General features: G+C 71.7%; 6 protein-coding genes. 5 read left to right on the forward strand and 1 reads right to left on the reverse strand.

Annotation, left to right across the window (positions count from 1 at the left end; translation table 11 throughout):
- Positions 1-200: 200 nt before the first annotated feature.
- From MCM47_RS09070 to MCM47_RS09085, 4 genes are all read left to right on the forward strand, one after another.
- Positions 201-365 carry a hypothetical protein gene (locus MCM47_RS09070; protein ID WP_174315669.1) on the forward strand — a complete coding sequence of 55 codons (165 nt, stop codon included), beginning with the start codon at positions 201-203 and terminating at the stop codon, positions 363-365.
- 60 nt (positions 366-425) lie between these two features.
- Entirely contained in the window at positions 426-719 is a 294-nt protein-coding gene (locus MCM47_RS09075; RefSeq protein ID WP_238860173.1) for a Dabb family protein, read from the forward strand.
- 269 nt (positions 720-988) lie between these two features.
- Positions 989-2,041 carry an RNA polymerase sigma factor SigF gene (locus MCM47_RS09080; protein WP_238860175.1) on the forward strand — a complete coding sequence of 351 codons (1,053 nt, stop codon included), beginning with the start codon at positions 989-991 and terminating at the stop codon, positions 2,039-2,041.
- Between the two features lie 166 nt (positions 2,042-2,207).
- A complete protein-coding gene (locus tag MCM47_RS09085) occupies positions 2,208-3,182 on the forward strand; it encodes an RNA polymerase sigma factor SigF (protein WP_238860177.1) in 975 nt (324 codons plus the stop codon).
- Between the two features lie 18 nt (positions 3,183-3,200).
- Here MCM47_RS09085 and MCM47_RS09090 read toward each other — a convergent pair whose 3' ends face one another.
- Positions 3,201-4,166 (reverse strand): tyrosine-protein phosphatase, encoded by a 966-nt coding sequence (locus tag MCM47_RS09090; protein ID WP_238860179.1) that lies wholly within the window; start codon positions 4,164-4,166, stop codon positions 3,201-3,203.
- A 417-nt stretch (positions 4,167-4,583) separates the two neighbouring features.
- Between MCM47_RS09090 and MCM47_RS09095 the strand changes: the two genes are divergently transcribed.
- On the forward strand, positions 4,584-6,941 hold the full coding sequence (locus tag MCM47_RS09095) for a hypothetical protein (RefSeq protein WP_238860181.1): 2,358 nt from the start codon (positions 4,584-4,586) through the stop codon (positions 6,939-6,941).
- Positions 6,942-6,956 lie beyond the last annotated feature (15 nt).

Consider the following 6,956-nt stretch of genomic DNA (forward strand, 5'->3'; position numbering starts at 1 on the left):
CCAGATTCCCGGTACGACATCCATCCTGCTCGACCGCCCGCGCCGGGGCACCCGGAGAAAGGCCTCAGTCGCGAGGACCTTCGTCCCGCCGGGTGAACGCGTCGCACACTTGATGGGCCGTTCGGTGGATAAGCTGCCCACTGCACAGGGCCGCTCGGGGACCGGGTGACGGCGGCCCGCAGCAGGGAGGAAGGTCGCGCATGGCGCAGGCGAAGAAGATCGGCATGGTCCTCCTGCTCGTCTTCGTGCTCTACACGATCATCACGTCGCCCGCCCGGGCCGCCGAGCTGGTCCAGCTGGGGTTCGAGGGCATCTCGAACGCCGCCAAGGCCATCGGCACCTTCATGACCGGGCTGGTGAAGTAGGCCCCGGGGCACCGGCTACGGTGGGGCCGTCCCGCAACCCCGTCCGCTAGGAGCGGCATCGTGATCCGGCATCTGGTCCTGTTCAAGCTCAACGAAGGCGTCGACAAGGACGACGCCCGCGCGCTCGCCGGCGCCAAGGCCTTCGAGGAGCTCGGCCCGGTGATCCCCGAGCTGCGCGAGTGGGAGTGCGGCTGGAACACCACCGAGCGCGACATCGCGTACGACTACGCTATCAACAGCCTGGTCGAGGACCGCGAGGCCCTGCAGTCCTACCTCACCCACCCGGCCCACCAGGCCGCGGCCGGCCAGTGGCGCGAGTTCGCCACCTGGGTGATCGCCGACATCGAGGTCTGATCCCCGGGGCATCCCCCGGACGGACCGCGGCGCCCCGCCCGAGACCCGGGCGGGGCGCCTTGCTCCGTCCAGGAACGGTCCGCCCGCCGCCCCGCCGGGAGGCACCGTGATGCGCGGGCACCGCACCAACACACCTCCGCTCGGTGCTTGCCCGAACTGCGCCCAGCTTGTGATGCTATGACCGGTTTTGCCGGACATGGCGAGGCGGTGAATCGAGACGCGACACCCGATCCGCAAGTCCCACCGTTGTCGACTTTGGGAGGGGTGACGTGTCCGTGCGGACACCAGGGAGCGCGCCGGGTGCCGACACAGGTCCGGCCGCCGCAGAGACCGCCGAGCAGTCCGCCACGGCGCGGTCGGCGGCCGCACCGACCGCCGCCGCGCAGTCCGCCGCCGCCCGGCCGGCCGCACCGACCGCACCCGCCGCCCGGCCGGCCGCACCGACCGCACCCGCCGTCCAGCCCCCCGCCCCGGCCGGCCCGCCGGAGGAGGTGCTGGCCGCGATCATCAGCCCCGCCGGCGAACTGCGGCCGGACGGCCTGCGCGGCCCCGGGGGCCGCCCCGCGGTGGACGTCCGGACCCTGACCCGGGTGCTGTTCGAGCGACTCGCCGAGCTGCCCCCGGACGCCCCCGAGCGCGAGCGGGTCAGGGCCGCGCTGATCGAGGTGAACATCCCGCTGGTCCGCTACGCGGCCACCCGGTTCCGCAGCCGCAGCGAGCCGATGGAGGACGTCGTCCAGGTCGGCACGATCGGCCTGATCAACGCGATCGACCGGTTCGACCCGAGCCGCGGCGTGCAGTTCCCCACCTACGCGCTGCCGACCATCCTCGGCGAGATCAAGCGCTACTTCCGGGACAACGTCCGCACCATGCACGTCCCGCGCCGGCTGCAGGAGCTCTGGGTGCAGGTCAGCGGCGCGATGGAGGAGCTGACTGTGGTCCACGGCCGGGCCCCCAAGGTGCCCGAGATCGCCGCCAGCCTGCGCATCCCGGAGGAGGACGTCCGGGCCTGCCTGGACGCCGGCCGGGCCTACAACGCGGCCTCGCTGGAGGCCGCCCAGGAGCACGAGGGCGGGCTCGCCCTGCTGGACCGGCTGGGCTACGAGGACTCGGCGCTGGCCGAGGTCGAGCACCGGGACATGGTCCGCCACCTGCTGGTCCAGCTGCCCGAGCGGGAGCGGCGGATCGTCATGCTGCGGTTCTTCGCCAACCTGACGCAGTCGCAGATCAGCACCGAGCTGGGGATGTCCCAGATGCACGTCTCCCGGCTGCTCTCGCGGATCCTGACCAGGCTCCGGACCGGCAACTCCTGGGAGGACTGACCGGCACGCGGCGGCAGCGGCCGGTCGCTGCGCGTTACCGGCGCGTGACATCTCGCGACGCTCGGGTTTGCCGGGGCCGGTGCGCCGGTATGGAGGGGGAAGGCGCCGTACGGGAACGCTCCCGCGACGGCACCCGTTGAACCGTCAGTCACAAGGGGGTGGGCGCATGTCCGGAGAGCTGGGCACTGCGGAGATCCACACTGCACGGAGCCACGCCGGTGCGGCCGACCGCGCGGCGGCCGCCGGCCTGATCCCGCTCCAGCGGGCCGAGGCCGCACCGCCCGTCCCCGACGCCCCGCCCGTCCCCGACGCCCCGCCCGGCGCCGACGTCCCGCCCGGCACCGCCGGGCCGGCCGCTGCTGCGGAGCCGGCCACCGCCGGCCTCGACACCCGGACGCTGTCCCGCTCGCTCTTCCTGCGGCTGGCCGCGCTGGCGCCCGGTAGCGCGGAGCACACCTACGTCCGCGACACCCTGATCGAGCTCAACCTGCCGCTGGTGCGGTACGCCTCGGCCCGGTTCCGCAGCCGCAACGAGCCGATGGAGGACATCGTCCAGGTCGGCACGATCGGCCTGATCAAGGCGATCGACCGGTTCGACCCGGAGCGCGGCGTGGAGTTCCCCACCTTCGCGATGCCGACCGTGGTCGGCGAGATCAAGCGCTTCTTCCGGGACACCAGCTGGTCGGTGCGGGTCCCCCGGCGGCTGCAGGAGCTGCGGCTGGCCCTCACCAAGGCCGGCGACGAGCTCTCCCAGCGGCTGGACCGCTCCCCCACCGTCGCCGAGCTGGCCGCCTGCCTCGGCGTCAGCGAGGAGGACGTGGTCGAGGGCCTGGCGGTGGGCAACGCGTACACCGCCAGCTCGCTGGACTCCGCCCCCGGCGAGGAGGAGGGCGACGGCCCACTGGCCGAGCGGCTGGGCTACGAGGACCTCGCCCTGGAGGGCGTGGAGTACCGCGAGTCGCTCAAGCCGCTGCTGGCCAAGCTGCCGCCGCGCGAGCGCCGGATCATCATGCTGCGGTTCTTCGGCAACCTCACCCAGTCGCAGATCGGCGAGGAGATCGGCATCTCCCAGATGCACGTCTCCCGACTGCTGACGAAGACCCTCACGCAGCTGCGCGAGGGCCTCATCAGCGAGGGCTGAGCCGCCCCGGCGGGCGCCCTACCGGGCGTCCGCCAGCAGGTTGGCGCGCAGGCCGGCGAGCACCTCGTCGTCCAGCCCCAGGCCGTCCTGCCAGAAGTCCTCGAAGCCCGCCCAGCCGGCCTCGACCTCCTCGAAGGCCGCCTCCAGGTAGCGCCGCTCCGCCCGGAAGACCGGGAGCAGCAGCTCCGGCTCCTGCATCAGCCCGCGGGTGCCGAAGCTGTCGACGACGTGCTCCACGATCGCGGCGGAGCGCTCGTTGGTGAGCAGGTAGTCGGCGAAGACCGTCTCGCGGTCGACCCCGAGCGCGGTCAGCAGGACGGCGGCCGTCCAGCCGGTCCGGTCCTTGCCGGCCGAGCAGTGGAAGATCAGCGGCGGGCCGTCCGGGGCGGCCAGCAGGCGCAGCACGGCCGCGAAGCGCTCCCGGGCCACGGCGTCCGTGACGAACCACCGGTAGAGGCCGATCATCATCGCGGCGGCCTTGCCGTCCCCGAGCAGCGCGCGCTGCTTCTCCGGGCTGCGGTCGGCCAGGGCGTCGCGCAGCGCGACGTAGATGTCGAAGTCCGCCGCGAAGACCGGCAGGTGGTGCAGGGTCATGCCGTCCCGGGAGGCGGGCGCCACGGTGATCGGTGCGGACGAGAGCTCGGCGGCGGCGATCGCGGCGACCGGCAGGCCCGGGACGCGGTCCGGACCGGCCTCGCGGACCTCGTCGAGGCTGCGCAGGTCGACCACCTGGCGCAGGCCGATCGCCGCCAGCAGGCCGAGGTCCTCCTCGGTGAGCCGGTTGAGACCGTCGCTGCGCAGCGCCACGCCGTGCTTCAGCACCCGGCCGTCGGCCGTCCGGTAGCCGCCGAGATCGCGGGCGTTGACGGCGCCGCGGAGCCCGAGGCTGCGGGCCTGCGGGGCCGCCTCGGCACCGTCCGTCGGCACGCGCACCGCTTTCCGGTCGGCCTGGATTGCGGTGGTCTCGGTCTGCTGCTCGGTCACGCGGTGGCCTCCATTGGATATTCGGACTGTGACATGGCACAACCCTGCGCAATATTGCATGAACCTGCCCGACAGAACGGCTGGATGTGCAAGAGTGTCATGCGCAACGCCGCCAGTGTAGGCCGCGGGTTACCGGCGCCGGTCAGAAGATCAGTGACCAGCGGTAACGCTCCGACTCCGCCGTCTTTTAATTCTCAATTCATTATTTGCGCAACAGGCTCGGTTCCGGCCACAATCAGCGCTTCCATGGCATCGCCATGAACGTTGGTAACAGATTCGCTGCACTCCCGCCCATTTGGTCCCAATCGGTGCGGAGTCTCCACCAGGATGGGCGCCGGGCAGCCTGCTGCCCGCGAACAGCGACCGGGCAGGTGAGCGCCGAGCAGCGGAGCGCCCTGCCCAGGGGAGGAACACAGAATGGGTCGAGCGACCCGAAGAGTTGCCGCCTGCGCGGCAGCAGTCCTGCTGGCCGGCGGCCTGCAGTCGTCCCTCGCGCACGGTGCCACCAGCGCGCCCAGGATCGACCTGACGGTCCTGGTCATCAGCGACGGCGGGCCCGCGACGGCGGCCATCGCCGCCGAGCTCAAGAGCCAGGGCACCCCGTACAAGGTCGTCGACCTCACCGACGCCAACCGTCCGGTGATCGATGCCGCCTTCCTCAGCGACACGGTGAACGGGCAGCCGCGCGGCAAGTTCCAGGGCATCGTGATGCCCAACAACAACCCGTTCACGGCGGGCTCCGCGGAGATGACCGCGATCGCGACCTACGAGGCCGCGTTCAACGTGCGTCAGGTCGACGCGTACACCTACGCCCAGCCGGACGTCGGTCTGAACTGGGCACAGAACCCCGGATACATGGGCAAGCTGGACGGCGTCCAGGCCCAGGTCACCGGCGCCGGCCTGGCCGGCCCGTTCGGGTACCTCAAGGGCTCCGTCCCGTTCGAGGACAACGACCCGGGCGTCGACGAGAGCTACGGCTTCCTGGCCACCCCGCTGGCCTCCCTGCCGTCCGGCTCCACGTTCACGCCGCTGGTCGACGCCCCCATACCGGGCGCCACCGAGCGCGGCTCGCTGGTCGGCGAGTACAGCCACGACGGCCGCAAGGAACTGGTCGTCACCTTCGTCTACAACCAGTACCAGCAGCAGTACCGCCTGCTGGCGCGCGGCATCGTGGACTGGATCACCCAGGGCGTCCACCTCGGCTACGACCGCAACTACTTCGCGGCCCACGTCGACGACGTCTTCCTGGCCGACGACCGCTGGGACACGGTGCTCAAGTGCACCCCCGGCGACGTCACCTGCCCGCCCGGCACCCCCGACACGGCCAACCCGATCCGGATGACCATCGCGGACGCGCAGTACGCCAAGCAGTGGCAGACCGCCAACAACTTCACCATGGACATGGTGTTCAACGGCGGCGGCAGCGAGGACTGGAAGGCCGACCACGGGGTCACCGCCGACCCGGTGGTGGACCAGATGGTCGCCGACCAGAACAGCTACCGGTGGATCAACCACACCTACACCCACCCGTACCTGGGCTGCCTCCAGGACGTCTCGGTGGTGCCGTGGAAGTGCACCAAGGACGCCTCGGGCAACACCGTCTGGGTCGACCAGGCCACCATCACGTCCCAGGTCAAGAACAACATCGACTGGGCCGCGGCGCGCAACCTGCACATCGACAAGACCGAGCTGGTCACCGGCGAGCACTCCGGCCTGCTGACCGCTCCGCAGGAGACCAGCGACAACCCGTACCTGGCACCCTCGCTGGTCGCCAACGGCGTCAAGTGGACCGCCAGCGACGCGTCCCGCGAGCCCGCCCAGCGGGCCGTCGGCTCGTCGACGCTGACCGTGCCGCGCTACCCGATGAACGTCTTCTACAACGCCGGCACGGCGAAGGAGGAGGCCGACGAGTACAACTGGATCTACACCAGCGCGGCCAACGGCGGCAGCGGCGTCTGCGAGAGCAACGCCAACTCCACCTGCCTGCCGGCGCCGCTGAACGTGAACACCGGCTACCAGTCGTACATCGTGCCGCTGGAGGCCCGGATCGACCTCGGCCACGTGCTGAGCAACGACCCGCGCCCCCACTTCATCCACCAGTCGAACCTGGCGGAGGACCGGATCGTGTACCCGGTGCTGGAGAAGATCCTCTCCACCTACCGGTCCCTGCACGCCGACAACGCCCCGATCGTGAACCTGGCGCAGAAGGACATCGGCGTCGAGTTCCAGCGCCGCGCGGCCTGGAACGCGGCCCTCGCCGCCGGCCAGGTCACCGCCTACCGGGTCGGCAACACCGTGACGGTGTCCGCCCCGTCCGGCGTGCAGGTCCAGGCCACCATGCCGACCGGCACCGTTCAGCAGTTCGCCATCGGTACCGGCGGGTTCGGCTCGGCCTACGCCGGTACGATGTCCGGCTGGGTCAAGCCGGGCTCGCTGCAGAGCAGCGTCCTGCTGAAGCTGCCGTCGAGCGTCGCCGCAGTGGCGCCGACCGCTGCTCCGTCCGTCGCCGCCAACTCGGTGACGGCGCCGGCCCCGGCCGACAAGAAGGTCGTGCCCCAGGGCACCGCCGACGCCGTTCCGGCCGGTCCGGGCGACACCGCCCGTACCGACGCCCCGGTGCTGGTCCCCGGCAGCGGGGCCCCGGTGGCCGGCAAGGGCGTGACCGCCGGCAAGGCGGCCGCCAAGGGCGGCACCACGACCAGCACCACCGGCAAGGCCTCCGGGGGGAAGGCCGAACCGGCCAAGAAGACCGCCGGCCAGTCCGGCACCCGCTAGACAGGTGATACGAGT

Source organism: Kitasatospora sp. A2-31, assembly GCF_022288725.1.
GTDB lineage: Bacteria > Actinomycetota > Actinomycetes > Streptomycetales > Streptomycetaceae > Kitasatospora.